At 33.3% G+C, this 15,837-nt stretch carries 13 protein-coding genes and 1 pseudogene; 9 read left to right on the top strand and 5 right to left on the bottom strand.

Going from position 1 to position 15,837, the window contains the following annotated elements; all coding sequences use genetic code 11:
• Window positions 1–67 precede the first annotated feature (67 nt).
• The 3 genes from BXU10_RS04920 to BXU10_RS04930 are packed head-to-tail and all read left to right on the top strand — an operon-like array spanning window position 68 to window position 1,534.
• The gene (locus tag BXU10_RS04920; protein ID WP_078226362.1) at window positions 68–610 is read left to right on the top strand and encodes an RNA polymerase sigma factor; all 543 of its coding nucleotides are present in this window, start codon (window positions 68–70) and stop codon (window positions 608–610) included.
• A gap of 33 nt (window positions 611–643) precedes the next feature.
• The gene (locus tag BXU10_RS04925; RefSeq protein ID WP_078226363.1) at window positions 644–1,054 is read left to right on the top strand and encodes a hypothetical protein; all 411 of its coding nucleotides are present in this window, start codon (window positions 644–646) and stop codon (window positions 1,052–1,054) included.
• Window positions 1,055–1,075: 21 nt separating this feature from the next.
• Window positions 1,076–1,534: a sensor of ECF-type sigma factor gene (locus BXU10_RS04930; RefSeq protein ID WP_078226364.1), complete on the top strand. Its 459-nt coding sequence runs from the start codon at window positions 1,076–1,078 to the stop codon at window positions 1,532–1,534.
• Window positions 1,535–1,660: 126 nt separating this feature from the next.
• Here the strand turns inward: BXU10_RS04930 and BXU10_RS04935 are convergent, their stop codons facing one another.
• Window positions 1,661–2,722 carry an oxidoreductase gene (locus tag BXU10_RS04935; RefSeq protein WP_078226365.1) on the bottom strand — a complete coding sequence of 354 codons (1,062 nt, stop codon included), beginning with the start codon at window positions 2,720–2,722 and terminating at the stop codon, window positions 1,661–1,663.
• 119 nt (window positions 2,723–2,841) lie between these two features.
• On the opposite strand from BXU10_RS04935, the gene BXU10_RS04940 reads away from it, so the two are divergent.
• The 3 genes and pseudogenes from BXU10_RS04940 to BXU10_RS04950 all read left to right on the top strand — a co-directional run bounded on the left by BXU10_RS04940 (window position 2,842) and on the right by BXU10_RS04950 (window position 7,579).
• Window positions 2,842–4,122: a hypothetical protein gene (locus tag BXU10_RS04940; RefSeq protein ID WP_078226366.1), complete on the top strand. Its 1,281-nt coding sequence runs from the start codon at window positions 2,842–2,844 to the stop codon at window positions 4,120–4,122.
• Window positions 4,123–4,253: 131 nt separating this feature from the next.
• Window positions 4,254–6,219 (top strand): annotated as a pseudogene (locus BXU10_RS04945) (KUP/HAK/KT family potassium transporter).
• Between the two features lie 145 nt (window positions 6,220–6,364).
• Entirely contained in the window at window positions 6,365–7,579 is a 1,215-nt protein-coding gene (locus BXU10_RS04950; RefSeq protein ID WP_078227915.1) for an RsmB/NOP family class I SAM-dependent RNA methyltransferase, read from the top strand.
• A gap of 83 nt (window positions 7,580–7,662) precedes the next feature.
• On the opposite strand, the gene BXU10_RS04955 is transcribed toward BXU10_RS04950, so the two are convergent.
• Window positions 7,663–8,703 carry an AMP-binding protein gene (locus BXU10_RS04955; RefSeq protein WP_078226367.1) on the bottom strand — a complete coding sequence of 347 codons (1,041 nt, stop codon included), beginning with the start codon at window positions 8,701–8,703 and terminating at the stop codon, window positions 7,663–7,665.
• 6 nt (window positions 8,704–8,709) lie between these two features.
• Entirely contained in the window at window positions 8,710–9,663 is a 954-nt protein-coding gene (locus tag BXU10_RS04960) for a CPBP family intramembrane glutamic endopeptidase (RefSeq protein ID WP_078226368.1), read from the bottom strand.
• A gap of 110 nt (window positions 9,664–9,773) precedes the next feature.
• Between BXU10_RS04960 and BXU10_RS04965 the strand changes: the two genes are divergently transcribed.
• Both BXU10_RS04965 and BXU10_RS04970 read left to right on the top strand, forming a co-directional pair.
• Window positions 9,774–10,124: an arsenate reductase family protein gene (locus tag BXU10_RS04965; protein ID WP_078226369.1), complete on the top strand. Its 351-nt coding sequence runs from the start codon at window positions 9,774–9,776 to the stop codon at window positions 10,122–10,124.
• A gap of 89 nt (window positions 10,125–10,213) precedes the next feature.
• Complete coding sequence (locus BXU10_RS04970) at window positions 10,214–12,733, top strand: outer membrane beta-barrel family protein (protein ID WP_078226370.1); 2,520 nt, start codon at window positions 10,214–10,216, stop codon at window positions 12,731–12,733.
• A gap of 123 nt (window positions 12,734–12,856) precedes the next feature.
• Here the strand turns inward: BXU10_RS04970 and BXU10_RS04975 are convergent, their stop codons facing one another.
• Window positions 12,857–13,036 (bottom strand): hypothetical protein, encoded by a 180-nt coding sequence (locus BXU10_RS04975; RefSeq protein ID WP_078226371.1) that lies wholly within the window; start codon window positions 13,034–13,036, stop codon window positions 12,857–12,859.
• 329 nt (window positions 13,037–13,365) lie between these two features.
• Here BXU10_RS04975 and fumC point away from each other — a divergent pair, with 329 nt between their 5' ends.
• Window positions 13,366–14,751, top strand: coding sequence for a class II fumarate hydratase (gene fumC / locus BXU10_RS04980; protein WP_078226372.1), 1,386 nt, complete (start codon window positions 13,366–13,368; stop codon window positions 14,749–14,751).
• A gap of 114 nt (window positions 14,752–14,865) precedes the next feature.
• Here fumC and BXU10_RS04985 read toward each other — a convergent pair whose 3' ends face one another.
• Window positions 14,866–15,756 (bottom strand): alpha/beta hydrolase, encoded by an 891-nt coding sequence (locus BXU10_RS04985; RefSeq protein WP_078226373.1) that lies wholly within the window; start codon window positions 15,754–15,756, stop codon window positions 14,866–14,868.
• Window positions 15,757–15,837: the final 81 nt, after the last annotated feature.

Below are 15,837 nucleotides of genomic sequence, written 5' to 3' on the forward strand. Positions count from 1 at the left end.
AAAAAATAAAAGGAGAGATTAAACCTTTTGTGATAAATTCATTCAAACAAGATAAATAAAAAAAAACTTGACAGAAGAGAAGGAATTTATAGCACAATTATTAAATCCTAAAACGCAGAATGTTGCGTTTCAGAAACTCTTGTCAGAATATCAAAAACCGTTGTATTCTCATATTCGGAATATTGTTTTGAATCATGATGATGCCGATGATGTTTTGCAGAATACCTTTGTAAAAGTATTTCAGTATCTGAAAAATTTTAAGGGCGAAAGCAAACTTTTTTCCTGGATGTATCGAATAGCAACCAATGAAGCCTTGACTTTTTTGAGTCAGAAAGCAAAATTGAATGGTTTAACATCCGAAGCTTTACAGAATAAAACCATAGATAATTTAAAGGCCGATAGTTATTTTGATGGGGATGACATTCAGATAAAACTTCAAAAAGCCATTGTTATATTACCTGAAAAACAACAATTGGTTTTTAAAATGAAGTATTTCGAAGAATTGAAATATGAAGAAATCTCCGAAATCCTGGGCACTTCAGTAGGAGCATTGAAAGCCTCATATTATCATGCGGTAAAAAAAATTGAGTTATATGTTACATCAAATTAAACCTTTTGTTATAAAACTTGTCTTATAAGTATTATGAAAGTATTTAAATTAGAAAACGAACCGAATATTAAAACTGGATTTAAAACTCCGGATCATTATTTTGATGATCTTTCGGCAAAAGTTTTACAGCAAATTAGTGAAACAGAAGTAAAGGTAATACCAATTTACAAACGTAAAAAGGTTGTTAGAATGGCTGCTGCTGCAGTAGTATTTATTGCATTGATGATTCCGATAGTAAATAATTATAAATCATCTAAAGAACTTGATGAGGCTACTTTAGAAACATATTTGTCTTATCAGTCTAATTTGAATCAATATGATTTGATTCGGGAACTGGACACAAAAGATATTGAAGCAATAAATAAAAATATTGTCCTCGAGCAGGAAACTCTTGAAGATGTTTTGTCTTCAAATCCAAATATTGAGAATTTAATTTCAGAATAAAAATAAAAAAAAACAATAAAGATGACAATCAAAAATATACTTCCCATATTGCTATTTTTAGTTAGTTTTTCATTTTATGCGCAAAGTGATAAAATAGATGAAAAGCGTGAAAAAATTAAAGCTTTTAAGGTGTCCTTTTTGACTACAGAGTTAGAACTGACCTCTAATGAAGCTGAAAAATTCTGGCCAATTTATAACGATTTTGATGATAAACAATATGAATTGCGTCATGAAAAAATGAAAACCTATTTGAGAAAGCTGAATGATGATACAGTTAATTCACTTTCAGAAAAAGAAGCTGCTTCATTGTTGTCTCAAATAGAAAGTACAGATAAAGAATTATATTTTTTAAGAGAAAAATATATGAGCAACCTTCGCAAAGTGCTTTCGGCTAAAAAAATATTGAAATTAAAAAAATCAGAAGATGACTTTAATCGAAAATTATTAAAGCAATATAAAGAAAAAGCAGGTAAGAACTAATGTTTAAAAAGTAAAACCGACTGCCGTCACAAATGCCACAAAGGCGACAAATATCACAGGAACAACAGCGATAAGACCCCTATATAATAATACTTACTTTATTATTTAGGGGTTTTATTATGTTATTTATTTAAAGCGAAGTCTAATGACTTTATTATGTCCAGCTGCAATTGCTGTATTTCTATTGATAAAACGAATTGTAAAAAGCTTTGAATCAGTAGATAATTGCGTCCAGTTTTCACCGCCATTTTGAGAATATTGAATCCCCTCAGAGCCAACACAGATAATTTCTTTGCCGTTACCTCCAGGAACATACTGCACACATGATGCGTATCCAAAACCCATACCCTGACCTATTAGTTCCCAGGTTTTTCCACCATCTGTTGTAAAAGCTTTATTATTAGTTTTTTGGTTTGGAAGTTCGTAATCACCTCCGGCAATAAATCCATGTTTAGAATCGTAAAAATCTGCTGTAAAAATACCTGTCATTGTTTTCCCCTGAATAATAGGAGTTTCAATAACTTTCCAGGTTTTGCCTTTATCGGGAGAATAAAAAACCCGGGATTTTTTTCCTCCCGAAACCAGCCAGGTATCATCTCCTTTTATGACAATGTTTGAATTGCTGGCCGCAAAGGCAGATTCGCCTTTGGCATTTGTAGGTAATTTATCTGACAATAATTTTGTCCATGTCTCTCCTCCATCACGGGTTATTATGATAGAAAAAGTATCTTCTGTAGGATCTCCAATTGCAATTCCTTCCTTATCGTTCCAAAATTGCATACAATCATAAAAAACTCTTTCATTGATTTCTTTGTAAACTAATTTTGTTTTTTGTGTCTTTTTTGAAACTGAATAAAGTAATGCTGGATTTCCAACACTTAATAAAAAAATATCTTTTGAAGTTTGAGCTATACTTCTGAATTCTAATTTTAAAGTGTCCCGGTAAATATGCTCTTCAAATTTTTCTTTTTTATCTAAATCGTAGTATCCAAAACGGGAATTATCAGCGCCATACCAAACTTTATTTTTATCAATTAAAATGGCCCTAATACTAATTTTATCTTCAAATAAAGTATCTGTTTGCATAGAAGTAAAACCGCTATACATAGTTGTTTTGTTGCTATTATTCAATGTTTTAAAAGATATGAATAAAATAAAAACACCGCAAAATAATATTACTTTTTTCATATAGGTTAAGATTTAGTTATTGCTAAAATACAATTATTTATAACATGTGAAATATATTTTGTTTTTTTTGTGGCACAGTAATTGGATACTCCAGAATATTAATCTTAATATGATTTGCCATGAAAGCGAAACTACTTTTTTTAGCGTTAGTAACTATAGGTTTAAGTTCTTCTGCTGTACAAAGCCAAACAAATGTTTATGCAAAAAACTCAGATATCAGTGATAATTTAGATTTAAGAGCTGTTGCTTCTATTTTTGGAGACTCGGACAATCTTCAGGATTTCGAAAGAAGATTAAATGATCCAAAATACCAAATTTCAAATCTTGACTTGAATAATGATGATGAGGTTGATTATTTACGTGTTATTGAATCTGTTGAAGACAGAACTCACGTTGTTATCATTCAAGCTGTTCTTGATCGTGATGTTTATCAGGATATTGCAACAATAGATGTTGAGAGGGATAACTATAATAAAATAAGTGTTCAGATTGTAGGGAATAATTATTTATATGGAGACAACTATATTTATGAGCCTGTTTATAATGTAGCTCCGGTTATATATTCATCATTCTGGGTTACGAACTACAGACCTTATTGCTCTACGTGGACTTGGAATTTTTTCCCAACATATTATGTGGCATGGAGACCTTACCCAATTTACAGATATAGAAACAATATCAATATTTGTATCAATGTGAATAATCGTTATAATTATGTGAATCACAGAAGAAGTTACAGAGCTCCTGTAATATATGAAACCAGACGTTGTTATGGTTACGAAAGACACCATCCTAATTATAGTTTTTCGCAAAGACATGCAAATGTGGGTAACAGATATGAGTTAGATCGTAGACGTGTTGCAAGCAGAGAAGTAAACAGAAATCAAAGTGTTTACAGTAACAACAGATCAAACTCAGCTAGAGTTTCTAATGCGGAATATAGAACTCCAAACAGAAACTATGCTGAAAATAGAAATGGATCATCTGATAGAAGTTATAATTCAAACCGAGGTAGTTCAGACAGGAATAATACATCTAGAGGAAATAGTCCTGTTAGGGTTGAAGATAATTCCAGAACAGAATCAAGAGGGTATTCTAATGAAAACAGAACCAACACTTCCAGAGGGAATTCTGAGAACAGGATGAGTGAAAACAGATCAGTTTCAGCTCCAAGAACAGAATCTTCAAGAGGGAATTCTGAGAACAGAATGAATACTAACAGAACCGCTTCGTCGTCTCCAAGAGCTGAATCTCAAAGGACAGCTTCTGATAACAGATCTGCAAGACCGCAAGCATCACAACGTTCAGAGGCTTCACGAGGAAATCAGGAAGCTAGAGGAGGGGGGCAGTCACAAAGACAGAATAATTCAGAATCAAGAGGGGGAGGAAGAAGAAGTTAATCTCAAAAGAAGGTTTTGAACAAAAAAAGACACAATCGTTAGATTGTGTTTTTTTTTTGTTCTTTTTTCTTATAAATAGCGTTAGTTTGTTTTAAAACAGTAAATTTGCAACCGTCTTTTATAAAACATACATGAGCGCATCGCATAAAAACTTACACAGTAAGTTGTCTATTGGGGGTTTATTGATCACATTAGGAATTATTTATGGAGATATTGGTACTTCTCCGTTATATGTAATGAAAGCCATACTTGGTGAACATACAATCGATGCTGATATTGTTTTAGGAGGTATTTCCTGTGTTTTCTGGACATTAACTCTCCAAACTACTATTAAGTATGTCCTTATAACCTTAAGTGCAGACAATCATGGTGAAGGAGGGATTTTTGCTTTGTATGCCCTGGTCAAGAAAACAAAAATTCAATGGCTTATAGTGCCTGCAATTATTGGAGGTAGCGCCTTGCTTGCCGATGGTATTATAACACCACCTATTTCGGTTTCCTCAGCAGTAGAAGGAATAAAAACTTACTATCCTGAAATAAATACGATTCCGATTGTTATTGGAATTCTTTTTGTTTTGTTCACCATTCAACAGTTTGGTACTAAACTGGTTGGTAAATTTTTTGCGCCAATGATGTTAATTTGGTTTGCTATGTTGGGGACTTTAGGAGTAATTCAGATTTTGGATCATCCGGAGGTCATCAAAGCTATTAATCCTTATTATGCTTACCATTTATTATCTATACATCCTGATGGTTTTTTTTGTATTGGGGTTTGTATTTTTATGTACCACAGGAGCAGAAGCATTGTATTCTGATATGGGGCATTGCGGAAGAAAAAATATTAGAATTAGCTGGGTTTTTGTAAAACTAACTTTAGTATTAAACTATTTTGGTCAGGCTGCTTATTTAATTCATCATGAGGGACAAACATTGCAGGTATTAGGAGGTGAAAACGGTAATCCGTTTTACTTAATCATGCCGGATTGGTTTCAGCCTGTCGGTATCGTAATAGCAACTTTGGCTGCGGTTATTGCATCTCAGGCACTTATCAGTGGTTCATTTACTTTGATAAATGAAGCCATGAGATTGAATTTCTGGCCAAAAGTACGAATCAAATATCCTACCGAAGTAAAAGGGCAATTGTATATTCCGTCAATTAACTGGCTGTTGTTTTTTGGGTGTGTGGGAATCGTTTTGCACTTCGAAAAATCCAGTAATATGGAGCATGCTTATGGTTTGGCAATTGTACTCTGCATGATTATGACTACAATTTTACTGAACTATTATTTGATTATGAAAAGAGTAAAACTATATTTTATGGTTCCTCTAATCACAATTTACCTAATAATTGAAGGATGTTTTTTACTGGCTAATATTACCAAATTTGCCGAAGGCGGTTATGTAACGTTGATTATTGCAATTTTATTGATTTCGGTAATGACAGTATGGTATATGGCTAAAAAAATTAATAAAAGCTATACTAAAATTGTCAAAATTGATGATTACAAGAAAGTCTTAATGGAATTGAGCGAAGATTTATCCATTCCAAAATATGCTACCCATTTGGTTTACATGACAAATGCTAATCGTGTTGATGAATTAGAGCAAAAAGTGATGTATTCTATTCTTCAAAAGCGTCCAAAAAGAGCTGATATTTATTGGTTTGTCCATGTGAATATTTTAACTGAGCCTTATAAAACTCAGTATAAAGTAACCGAAATTGCCAAAGATGATATTTACAGAATTGATTTCAATTTAGGCTTCAGAGAACCAACCAAAATTAATTTAATGTTTAGGGAAGTTATTCGTGATATGGTAAAAAATGGAGAAGTTGATATTACCAGCCGTTACGAATCATTGAACAAAAATAATATTGTTGGAGATTTCAAATTTGTATTGTCTGAAAAATTCTTGTCTAATGACTCTGATTTATTATGGCACGAAAAAATAATCATGAATTCTTATTTTTTAATTAAGAAATTGAGTTTATCTGAAGAAAGTGCTTTTGGTTTAGACAGCAGTTCTGTAAAAATAGAAAAATTTCCAATGGTGCTTCATGCTCCGGAGAATATTGGTTTGACAAGGATTATAAAATAAATCATTTTTCAAAATACATTCAAAAACACTCTTTTATGCTTTATCAGAGTGTTTTTTCTTTTTAATGAAAGTTAAAACAACAATCAAAATTAAAAAATTTAACTTTCAATCAATTAATAGTACCTTTGCAACTCAAACAATTAAAATGAGATTACACAGAAATTTAGTTTATACTACCATCGATTCTTTAAATGCTATTTTTAATGAAGGAGAATACGCGGATAAAGTGGTAGCAAGAGCCTTAAAAAAAGACAAGCGTTGGGGAAGTTCTGACAGGAAGTTTGTTGCTGAAACGATATACGAAATAGTTCGTTGGAAAAGATTATATGCTGAAATTGCCGAAGTTAAGGAACCCTTTGACAGATATAATTTATGGAGAATGTTTGCTGTTTGGGCAGTTTTAAGAGGTTATCCAATTCCGGACTGGAGACAGTTGGAAGGAACACCTGAAAGAAAAATAAAAGGTCGTTTTGACGAGCTTTCAAAAGTTAGGGCTTTAAAAGAATCTATCCCGGACTGGATGGATGAATTGGGAGCTAAAGAACTAGGTGAAAAAGTTTGGGCAAAAGAAATTGCAGCTCAAAACCAGCCTGCAAAAGTTATCTTAAGAACCAACACACTTAAAGGAACTAAGGAAAACTTAAGAAACACATTGATGGATTTAAATATAGAAACAGAATATTTAAAAGATCAGCCTGAAGCTTTAGTTTTAAAAGAAAGAGCAAATGTGTTTTTGACAGATGCTTTTAAACAGGGACTTTTTGAAGTTCAGGATGCAAACTCACAATTGGTTGCAGGTTTTCTTGATGTAAAACCAGGTATGCGTGTTGTTGATACTTGTGCCGGAGCGGGTGGGAAAACATTGCACATTGCTTCTTTAATGGAAAATAAAGGACAATTAATTGCAATGGATTTATACGAAAGTAAACTGAAGCAATTAAAATTAAGAGCTAAACGAAATGGTGCTTTTAATATCGAATATCGTATTATTGACACTACAAAGGTGATTAAAAAACTCCATGAAAAAGCAGATCGAGTGTTAATTGATGCGCCATGTAGCGGTTTAGGAGTTTTAAAAAGAAATCCTGACGCCAAATGGAAATTACAACCTGAATTTATTGATAATATTCGTAAAGTACAGTCTGAGGTTTTAGAAAGTTATTCTAAAATTGTAAAGCCAGGTGGAAAATTAGTATATGCTACATGTTCGGTCTTACCATCAGAAAATCAGGAACAAGTTGAGAAGTTTCTGAAAACAGAAATCGGAAAACAATTTACATTTATAAAAGACCGTAAAATTCTGGCTTCAGAATCTGGTTTCGATGGATTTTATATGGCATTATTAGAGCGTAAAGAGTAAATTTAGTCAAATAGATACTAAAATTTAAAATCCCAAATTCCAATTCATATTTTGGAATTTGGGATTTATTTATTGTGATTTTATCAAAGTAAGCTTGGTTTGCGTAATAGTTTTCCATTTTCATTTTCCTTAAATTTAGGGACAAAAACTATTTCTTTTGGTTTTTCATATTTATCCAAAACATCAAAAAAGCCAGTTGGAAAATCTTGTTTTTCTCCTTCAATAACCAAAATTAGTTTTTCTCCCAAAATTGAATCCGGAATCCCGGTAACGAAAAATCTTGAATTAATTTTTTTAATGAGTTTTGTTTCAATTTGTTCAGGAATTAATTTTACGCCACCGCTATTAATTACATTATCAATTCTTCCTAAAAATATAAACTGATTTTCTTTTACAAACTCAATCAGGTCATTGGTAATGATAGTTTCGTTGGAAATAGCAGGAACTGTAATTGCTAAGCACCCTCTGCTGTCCTTGGAAATCTTTATATTAGGCAGAATAGTAAATGCTTTTTCTCCCACTTTTTTAGCTGCAATATGAGTAATAGTTTCTGTCATTCCGTAAGTTTCGTAAATTTCAGTTTTCAAAGGCAAAACTTTTTCTTCGAGAGCAGTATCCATTTTTGCTCCGCCAACTATTAATTTTTTGACATTTTTTAATCCTTCAATCGAATTTTGAACCTGCAAAGGTACCATCGCGACAAAATCATATAATTTATCATTTAGGGATAATGGTGTTGTGCTGGGTTCTGTAACGTCCAACTCTAAACCCAGAATAAAGCTTCGTACGAGCATCATTTTTCCTGCAATAAATTTCACCGGCAGGCAAAGCAGAGCCTTGTTTCCAGGTTTTAAATTAAAAAAATCTCCTGTTGCCAATGCCGATTGTATCATCGCTTGTTTTTGTAATCGGACTAATTTAGGCAGACCTGTAGTCCCTGATGTTCTCATTTCGATATATTCTTTATCGTCGAACCAGTCTAATAAAAATTCTCCAATTGCCTGTTGATTAGTATCACCTTCCTTAATGTAGCTATAAGCAACAGAACGCAAATCGTCTTCATTTAAATGATAACCATCTATTTTAAAATAATTGTGAACGTTTTTATGAGTAAGGTTTAGCATGGTGTATTAATTTAAATTTAAAAATTCGGTCACTTCATCGTTTGTTTCTTTGATGTTTCCGGTTAATTTTTCTTTCCAGTTTGTCCAGTTGTATTTTTTGCTGAAAATAAAAAGCAAAATGGGGTAGATTACAACCACAGGCAATATAACATCAAAGCTGGCAGAAGGTTCAGATTTATCAATAAAAAGGGAATAGGTCTGAAAAACGGTCCAGTCTGAGGTTACCAGCAAAGCGCCTATCAGGTTGTTGGCAGCATGGAAACCAAGTGCCAGTTCCATGCCTTCATCCATTAAAGTAATAATTCCTAAAAAGAATCCGGTACCTATGTAATAAATCATGATAATATTGCCCATTTTAGTTACTTCCGGGTTAAACCAGTGCATAGAACCAAATATAAATGAAGTCATTAATAACGGAAACCATCTGTTTTTGGCTAAGCTGGCAAAACCCTGCATCAGATAGCCCCTAAAAACATATTCTTCAGTACTGGTTTGTATCGGGATCATCAGGGTACCGATAACTACTAATATTAAAAAAGGAATTGGTTTGAAATTAAAAATAAAGTTTTCAGGTGATTGTAAATAAATAAACACAAAACTCAATACTGAAAAACCCGCCCATATAAAAAAGGAAAACAAAATACGTTTTGTATCTGCTTTTTTTCGCGAAGTTGTAACGGATAAGATACTTTGATGATGCATGTATTTGACAACATAATAAACCCCTGCTAAGGCAAAAGCGAACGAAACCATAACTAAAAATAAAGTCAGGTTTGAATCAAACATTTTCATCAGCATTTTATCGTTCTCTGGATACGGTTTTTTGTTGATTAGAGTTTCATATTTTACCGCCAGCCATAAAGGAAACTGACCAAAAACAGATGCTGAAATTATGACTACAGAGCCTAAAAGATATTTCCAAAATTTATTTTCTGGTTTAATTCCTTGTTCTAAAAACATATTATTTAAAATTAAAATGGAGTTCTAATTAATAAGTAAATCTTATTTTTGGGGATTGCTAAAATACCCTTTTTTAGCCCAATTATTTTACAACAACTTAAAAAAATAACATGATACAAGTTTACCATAATCCCCGATGTGGAAAATCAAGAAGTTGTCTGGCTTTTCTGGATAATGCGAATCAGGACTATGAAATTATTCCATATCTTACTGAGACACCAACTTTTGAAGAACTGAAAAGATTAATAGAAAAATTAGACCTGAAACCAATTGAACTAGTTAGAGTTAAAGAAAAAGTATGGATTGAAGAGTACAAAGGAAAAACCTTGACAGATTTGCAAGTTATTCAGGCTATGGTTGATAACCCGATTTTGATAGAGAGGCCGATTGTTATAAAAGATGGAAAAGCTATAATTGGACGTGATTTGGACAAAGTAGCTTCTTTTTTAGATGGAATATAAAATATTTGATTAACATTTTTTTGTGATTTACTCTTTTAAACCAAAAGCTATATTTGCGGTCTAAAAGGAAAAGAAATACCAAAAAAATAATGAAAAAAATCAAATTTGCGATATTGATCCTATTTATGCTTTCAGGATTATGTAATTATGCACAACAACCACCTTCGGGTCAAGCGAAAGTAAAGGTTACCGGAAAAGTTTTAGAAAAAGTTTCAAAACAACCACTGGAGTATGCTACAATTTCAATTACTCTACCGAATGAAACTAAAGTGATTGCCGGCGGAATTACAAATCCAAAAGGTGAATTTGATTTAGCAGTTCCGTCTGGAATTTATGATATCAAAGTTGAGTTTATTTCGTTTAAAGCTACTGAAATCAAAGGAAAAAATATTTCAGAAGATACTAATTTAGGAGTTGTAAGCTTATCTGAAGACGCTGCGCAATTGAATGAGGTTGTAGTGCGTGCCGAAAAATCATCTGTTGAAATAAAACTGGATAAGAAGGTTTATAATGTTGGTCAGGATATGATGGTAAAGGGCGGAACCGTTAGCGATGTCCTTGACAATGTTCCATCAGTTTCTGTCGATACAGAAGGAAATGTAAGTTTAAGAGGCAGCGATAATATCCGAATCTTAATTGATGGAAGACCTTCGAATGCGATTAATGTGGCAGAGGCTTTACGCCAGCTACCCGCAGATGCAATTGATAAGGTTGAAGTGATTACCAATCCATCAGCTCGTTACGATGCAGAAGGGGGTTCTGGTTTGATTAATATTATTCTTAAAAAAGGTAAAAATCAAGGTTTTAATGGAACTTTTATTGCTTCAACAGGTATTCATGAAACATATGGCTTAAGTGCCAATCTGAATTATAAAACGAAAAAATTAAATTATTTTACTACAGCAGGATATAATTACAGAACAAATGAAGGCGAGGGGTTAACCAACTCGGAATACTTTAATGCAGATGGTTCTACAAAGGGCTATTTAGATGAAACCCGTGATACCAAAAGAACTTCAGACGGTTTTAACGGAAGAGCCGGGATTGAATGGACAGTTGCCCCAAATACTTTTTGGACAAACGCTATCAATTACCAAAAAAATTCAGGAGACAAAGAAGATTTGATCAATTTCTATAATTATGATGCTAATCGTGTTTTTACAAAAAAAACATCTCGATTAAATAACGAAGATACAGGAAGTGAAAACGTAGAATATACATCCAATTTAATTAAAAACTTCAACGATAAAGGGCATAAACTTACTGCTGATTTATCGATTTCACGAAATACAGATGATAGCAACAGTGTTATTACTGCAGTACCTACTTTCAATACAACGCTAAACAATCAGATTCAGAAACAAGTTCAGCTGCAGGCAGACTATGTTTTACCATTAAGTAAAGGAAGTCAGTTTGAGGCAGGATACAAAGGAAGTTTTGGCGATTTAAATAATATATACTATGTTTCTAATTTTGTAAATAATGAATATGTAAAAGATGATAATTTATCGAATACTTTAGAGTACAAAGAGAACATAAATGCATTATACACTTCATTCGGCTTTAAAGTAAATAAATTTTCTTATTTATTTGGATTGCGTTGGGAAGATACCAATATTGAAGTAAATCTCTTAGACACCAACAAGTTCAATACTAATAATTACAACAACTTATTTCCAAGCGCTTTTATTAGTTATGAAATTTCAGATCAGAGTAATTTTACGGCAAGTTACAGCAAGCGTTTAACCAGGCCAAGAGGGCGTTTCATGAATCCTGCTGTAAATTACGCAAGTAATATCAATATTTTTCAGGGGAATCCTGATTTAAATCCTTCATTGACTGATAAATATGATATTGGATATCTTAAGCGTTGGGATAAAGTAACTTTTAGTACTTCTGCTTATTTTGAAGATACCAAAGACGTTTTTAGTTTTGTGAGGTTTCCTACAGGTGAGGTTGTAACTCCTGATGGTGATGTTGTAACTCCTGCACCGGGCGAAACAGTTGAAGGTATTCCGGTTATTAAAAGCTCACCAATTAACTTAGGAAAAGAACAAAAATTTGGTTTCGAATTTACATTTAATTACACTCCATTCAAATGGTGGAAATTAAACAGTAATTTCAATTTTTATAATGTAAAAACAACCGGAGAAAACACTTATGAAGATAATAACGGTAGTGTGATTGTACAAAATTTAGACAACCAGGCTACTACATGGTTTGCCAGAATTAGTTCAAAAGTTACCCTGCCATACAAAATAGACTGGCAATTAAGCGGTAATTATAATGGCGAACAAAAAACAGCACAAGGTAAAAATCTGGGACAGTTTGGTTTAAATACAGCTTTCAGTAAAGACGTTTTAAAAGACAAAGCTACAATTGCATTCAATATCAGTGATATTTTCAATTCAAGAAAAATGATGTCATACACGAATTTTTACAATGACTCAAGAGTAATGACTCAGACATCATACAGTGAATTTCAGTTCCGTAAACGTCAGTTCAATTTATCGTTTACTTATCGTTTCAACAAGTCTAAAAATGACAGAGAGAAGAATGGAACACCGAGAAATGATGGTGGAGGAGATGGAGGAGAGTTTCCTGGATAAAATAGGTTAAATCCCAAAACGTAAAAATTCAAATTCCAATGTAAAAGTTGGAATTTGGATTTTTTTTCATTTTTTAGCATAAAAAAAGGACTCGTTTTCACGGGTCCTTTTTTATGAAATCAATTAAAGTTTAACTGATTGTTCTTCTTGTCTTTTTTTAGCTCTTTTTTCTTTGAACATTTCCCAGCTAGCTCCCGTAACCCAATAAGATACGAAACCAACCAAGAAAAACATTAACCAAAACCCTATAGTTAGTATGGTTAAGAAAAGCAAAAAGCCTAAGTACTGTGAAAATTCAAACATGTTTTCCGGAATTTTTGAATGTAAGCACAAATGTAGGTTTTATATTTTTCCTTGCCAATAAAAACCAAATCAATTTTTCTAAAAGGCCAATTATCCTTATATTTATACTCATTTTAAATAAGGATTTTTTTTAAGTAGCTAAAATAGAATAATATGAGTGTTTTCAGGAGCTGTTTCCTGCTGTCCACTATATCTTTTATGGGGAACACCCCCATAAAAGGATGCCGTTTCCATCAGGGCTAAAGCATTCGTTTTCAAAAGAAACTTCAGTTTTTAAATCTCACAAATAACATTTCACATTTTACAAACAATATTTTACAAAGAACAAAATGAAATACAGAATAGAAAAAGACACTATGGGCGAAGTGCAGGTTCCGGCTAATAAATATTGGGGTGCACAAACAGAGCGTTCCAGAAATAATTTTAAAATTGGAGATTCAGGATCAATGCCAAAAGAAATTATAGAAGGTTTCGCTTATCTTAAAAAAGCAGCTGCTTATGCCAACTACGATTTAGGTGTTTTACCAATCGAAAAACGTGACGCTATTGCTGCAGTTTGTGATGAGATACTTGCCGGACAATTAAAAGATGAATTTCCGCTTGTGATCTGGCAAACCGGTTCAGGAACGCAAAGTAATATGAATGTCAATGAAGTAATAGCAAATCGTGCTCAGGTGCTTAAAGGATTTGAAATTGGCGAAGGTGAACAATTCATAAAAGCCAATGATGATGTCAATAAATCACAATCGTCAAACGATACCTTTCCAACCGGAATGCATATTGCGGCTTACAAAATGGTAGTTGAAATCACCATTCCGGGAGTCGAAAAACTGCATGCAACATTAGTCAAAAAAGCAACCGAGTTTAAAGACGTTGTAAAAATCGGACGTACACACTTTATGGACGCAACGCCATTGACACTTGGACAGGAAATTTCAGGCTATGCAGCTCAATTGGCATACGGTTTAAAAGCACTTAGAAATACATTAGCACATTTATCTGAAATCGCTTTAGGCGGAACGGCAGTAGGAACAGGACTAAATACTCCAAAAGGCTATGATGTCAAAGTAGCCGAATATATTGCCCAATTTACCGGTCATCCATTTGTTACGGCTGAAAACAAATTTGAAGCTTTGGCCGCACACGATGCCATTGTAGAAACTCATGGAGCCTTAAAACAGTTGGCTGTTTCTTTAAATAAAATAGCTAATGATGTCAGAATGCTGGCTTCAGGGCCTCGTTCCGGAATTGGCGAAATTCATATTCCTGAAAATGAACCGGGTTCTTCAATAATGCCCGGAAAAGTAAACCCAACGCAGTGCGAAGCCTTAACAATGGTTTGTGCTCAGGTAATCGGAAATGATGTAGCAATTGCAGTAGGAGGAATGCAGGGACATTATGAATTGAATGTTTTCAAGCCTGTTATGGCAGCAAACTTTTTACAGTCAGCAAGACTGTTAGGCGATGCGTGTGTTTCATTTGACGAACATTGTGCTCAGGGAATTGAACCTAATTACAAACGTATCAAAGAATTAGTAGATAATTCATTGATGTTAGTAACAGCTTTAAATACAAAAATCGGTTATTATAAAGCAGCCGAAATTGCTCAAACCGCTCACAAAAACGGAACTACGCTTAAAGAGGAGGCCGTTCGTTTAGGATACGTTACTCCTGACGCTTTTGATGCATGGGTCAAACCTGAGGAAATGGTTTAGTTTTACTGCAATCAGTTCGGCTTTGATCGAGATATATCAATCTTAAAAGGGAGGAAATTTTAAAATTCCCTCCCTTTTTTATATGTTTAAACTATTTTTAAAAGACTTGATATTTTACTTATTGTAAATGTCTAATAACCAGTCATAGAAACTGTCTTTCCATTTTGAAACCGAATGCCCTTTATCATAAGCCAGTCCAAAACCGTGATCACCTTTTGAATAAATATGTAATTCCGAATTTTTTACTTCGGCAGCAATGGCAGCCAGCCCCGGAATAATTTCTTTTACAGGCATTTTTTTGTCGTCACGGGCAATCGCCATAAAAATAGGAGGTAAGGCCTGAACGTTGTCAATTTTTTTAAAATTGCTTAACGTATTGCCGTGGTAAATTAAAGCAGCAAAAGCGGGTTTCCAGTCTATAGCTTCTTTTGTTTCGGTAGATTTTATTACAATGCGTTCGCTTAGCCAGCCACCGGCCGAAAAGCCCAAAATTCCAATTTTGTCCTTGTCAATTTTTAAGCCTTCCGCCAGTTCTTTCATTTTTAAAATACCTGTTCTGGCATCCTGATAAACGGCTCTTTTATAATCATCCATCGGAATAATCATTTCTCCCTTTTCATCTTTTCTGTTAGTTCTGTATTTTACCACTATACAATTGATCCCCTGTCCGGAAAGCCACATCGCAAGATCAGTTCCTTCTTTATCGACCCAGTTCGTAGTTAAACCTCCACCCGGAAATATAACGACTCCAATATGTTTGTTGTTCGATTCAGAAGCCGGAAATAATTGATAGGTTGGAACCGAAATATTACTGATTACCCTGTTTTTATGGGATAATGACAACGGATTAACAACAGAGTCAACTACCTTTTCAGGATTAGGATGCGTTACCGTATTTTTTTCAATTCCGTTAGGAAACAAAAGAGTTTCCGGATTGGTTTGGGCGAGTAAATGAGCACAGTTTAATAATAATGAAATCGAAAATGTAATTATGAGTTTTTTCATGTTGGCTGTTGATAGTAAATATGTTATTTTAAGTGTGTTAAAAAATAGTTACAAATTAATAAGCAACACAAATTAAATTAA

This window comes from Flavobacterium sp. LM4 (assembly GCF_002017935.1).
GTDB classification, from domain to species: Bacteria; Bacteroidota; Bacteroidia; order Flavobacteriales; family Flavobacteriaceae; genus Flavobacterium; species Flavobacterium chungangense.